Raw genomic sequence first — 3081 nt, 5'->3', positions numbered from 1 at the left:
TTTCTCTTTCTATATAGTCGTTAATTTGATTAAAAATGTAAGAAATGACAAGAAAAATCAAGATTAATAAGAAAATTCTACTGCTCTTCTCTAACAATATCTTCTATCTCCTCTAAACTCTTGCTTTTTTTTCTTAAATCCCATTTAGAGCTAAACATATCTTCAAAAATTTTTACCACTTCTGTGTTTCTTTCTTTTGCAGCTTTATCTTTGATATACATAGTTGGCCTGTGAAGTAGTTTATTTATCAAAGACCTCATTGCCAAATCAATGGTTTCCCTTTCTTTTTCATTTAGGTAAGGCATTTGTTTAAATAATTTTTCTAACTGCTGTTGTCTAAGCTTATCTGCATAATCTCTCACACTTGAAATAATAGGGCTAACTTTTAGAGTATTTAACCATTTGACAAACTTCTCTACTTCTTCGTCGATTATAAATTCGGCTCTTTGAGCTTCCATCTTTCTTTCTTCTAAGTTTGAATTTACTACCTGTTTTAAATCGTCAATGTTGTATAAATAAACACCCTCAAGCTCGTTAACGCTCTCTTCAACGTTTCTTGGCACAGAGATATCTATTATAAAAAGTGGGTCTTTTCTGCTTTTTATTGCTCTTTTAACATCTTCTTTTTTTAGAATTGGTTCCTTTGCACCTGTTGAAACGATTATAATATCTGCCTCCGGTAAAAATTCTTGGATTTTTTCAAATCTAATTGCACTTCCGCTGAATTTATCTGCAAGTTCAACAGCTTTTTCAAATGTTCTGTTTGATACAAAAATATGTTTTACATTTAGAGAATGAAGATGCTTAGCTGCAAGCTCAGCCATCTCGCCGGCACCAATTATAAGCACATTTTTATCTTTCAAATCTCCAAAAATTTTCTTTGCAAGTAAAACAGCCGCATAGCTTATAGATACAGCCCTTCTTGATATCCCGGTAGAAGTTCTGATTTTTTTTGATACGTTTAAAGCTTTATCAAATAGTCTTGTAAGAATATGACGGACAGCTTTATACTCTTTTGCCTTTGTAAACGAATCTTTAAATTGACAAACAATCTGTGGTTCGCCTATCACCATAGAATCTAAGCTTGAAGAAACTCTAAATATATGTCTGATTGCTTCTTTGTTTGTATAGAAAAATAAATAATCTTTTAAAGTACTGACAGGAACAGTAGAATACTGAGATAGAATTCTTAAAATCTCTTCTTTTACTTTTTCTACATTATCGTTAGATACTCCGTAAAGCTCAACTCTGTTGCAGGTAGAAATTACACAGATTTCATATACATCTTCAATAGAATTTAATTTTTCAAGAATTGAGCCGTAATTGTTTTCTGTTATGGCTAACTTCTCTCTAATCTCTACCGGTGCTGTTTTGTAGTTAAAACCTGTTGAAAATATAACCATCTTTACTCCAAAAATATGATTAAAAATATTATAACATCATATAATATATGCTAAAATTTAGCCTATGAATATACTAAATTCGCAAGTAGAAGCTTACATAGAACAGTTAAACAGAATTGCCTTCATTGAAGATGAAGAAATCTTAAAAGAAATGGAAGACTATGCCCATAAAAATGACTTCCCTATCATTGATAGAACAGTTGGAAGACTAATTTATCTAATCACAAAATTAAAAAATCCAAAATTAGTTATAGAGCTTGGTTCTGGCTATGGATATTCTGCTTATTATTTTGCAAAAGCTATGAATTACGGAAAGGTAGTACTGACAGACTATCAAGAAAAAAACCTGTCTATGGCAAAATCTTATTTTGAAAGATTGGGTTTGTTGGATAAAGCAGACTTTAGAGTAGGAAATGCTATTGAAATAGCAAAAGAGTATAAAGATATTGATATTTTATTTCTAGATTTAGAGAAAACGAAATATCTTGAAGCTATTTTAAGATTAAAAGACAATCTTAAAGTTGGTAGTTTAGTTATCGCTGACAATACGCTATGGTATGGCAAAGTTGCACAGGATAATCCTGATGACAAAACAGCAAAAATTAAAGAATTTAATGAGTACATGTTTAAAAGTAGAGAGTTTTTTAGTATTTTAATTCCTTTAAGAGATGGTGTTTTAATTAGCAGTAAGATTGAGTAAATAAGTGATAAATTAACAATTCTTAAAGCTGCTTGCAAAAATCCACATCACCATTCTACAGCCGGCGAAGAATCTCATACTTTTACTGAATTTCTCACCTAACATTTATTTGAAATATTTTTTAGACAAAGACTCCAAAATCTCACCTCTCTTGTTCCAAATTGGACAGTCATTTGTTCTTTTTTGGACAGTAAAATATAAAAGCGTTTGTATTTACATAATAGAAAATTGGCATAAATTTTTAATATCGCTTACAGCTCCTGCTGTGCTTTTTCTTCAAGAACAGCCTCCTGCAAGAATTTTGGAAGTTGGCCACCGGCTAACTTCCCTTTTTATTAAAGATTCCAAACTGAGAGATTTGAAAAAATTGGCAAATACCATACAGTTCATAAATTTTAGTACAAATCAATTCATAAATGGAGACTGTTCCAAAAATCCAAATTGTCATTATGAGCAAAGGAAGAATCTCATGGTTTTTCTTTTCAAGTCAAAAAAAAGAGATCCTTCGGCTTACAGTTTCAGTATGATAAGGTGAGTGTGGAAGCTATCCATGAATCGCCCTTACGAATGTAAAGTTGTCATTATGCAGTCGGCCAAGAATCTCCTACTTTTACCTAATTCATCACCTGAAATATAGAACAAAATCTAATGTGACTATACCTTGAGATTAAATTTATGAAAAGGGCAAGCTCGAAAGCCTGCCATTGTGTAAGTGTTATCATTGAGTTTTTGATAAGAATTCTTTAATTTTTAATTCCATCATATCCTTTAAATAAAGCTTTCTTCTTTTTAATCTTTCTTCCTCAGCTTCAATTTCTGGGTCTGGTGGAAAATGTTTTTCAAGCTTTTGAACTTTCCATTCTAATTCATGATGCTCTTCATACATTTGCTTAAATTCTTCATCTGTCTCTAATAATTTTTTAATTGCTTCTTCTCTTGTCATGTCAACCTCCTTGAATATTTTTTTATGTACCATGT

3 protein-coding genes are annotated in these 3081 nt (G+C 31.1%); 1 reads left to right on the top strand and 2 read right to left on the bottom strand.

Features of this window, described 5'->3' with window-relative positions; all coding sequences use genetic code 11:
• Nucleotides 1-77 precede the first annotated feature (77 nt).
• Nucleotides 78-1403: a glutamyl-tRNA reductase gene (hemA, locus tag SULYE_RS07300; protein ID WP_007548019.1), complete on the bottom strand. Its 1326-nt coding sequence runs from the start codon at nt 1401-1403 to the stop codon at nt 78-80.
• Nucleotides 1404-1467: 64 nt separating this feature from the next.
• Between hemA and SULYE_RS07295 the strand changes: the two genes are divergently transcribed.
• Nucleotides 1468-2103 carry an O-methyltransferase gene (locus SULYE_RS07295; RefSeq protein WP_007548018.1) on the top strand — a complete coding sequence of 212 codons (636 nt, stop codon included), beginning with the start codon at nt 1468-1470 and terminating at the stop codon, nt 2101-2103.
• 718 nt (nt 2104-2821) lie between these two features.
• Here the strand turns inward: SULYE_RS07295 and SULYE_RS07285 are convergent.
• On the bottom strand, nt 2822-3081 hold a 260-nt coding region (locus SULYE_RS07285; protein WP_232178631.1), incomplete at its 5' end, for a YdcH family protein.

The sequence above is a fragment of the Sulfurihydrogenibium yellowstonense SS-5 genome, from assembly GCF_000173615.1.
Taxonomy (GTDB): domain Bacteria; phylum Aquificota; class Aquificia; order Aquificales; family Hydrogenothermaceae; genus Sulfurihydrogenibium; species Sulfurihydrogenibium yellowstonense.
Note: the sequence above shows the minus strand (reverse complement) of the source record. Positions and strands in the feature narration are given on the sequence as shown.

Bases quoted from the DNA above. Each gene is read 5' to 3' on its own strand.
- hemA (WP_007548019.1), bottom strand. From the start codon at position 1,403: ATGGTTATATTTTCAACAGGTTTTAACTACAAAACAGCACCGGTAGAG.
- SULYE_RS07295 (WP_007548018.1), top strand. From the start codon at position 1,468: ATGAATATACTAAATTCGCAAGTAGAAGCTTACATAGAACAGTTAAAC.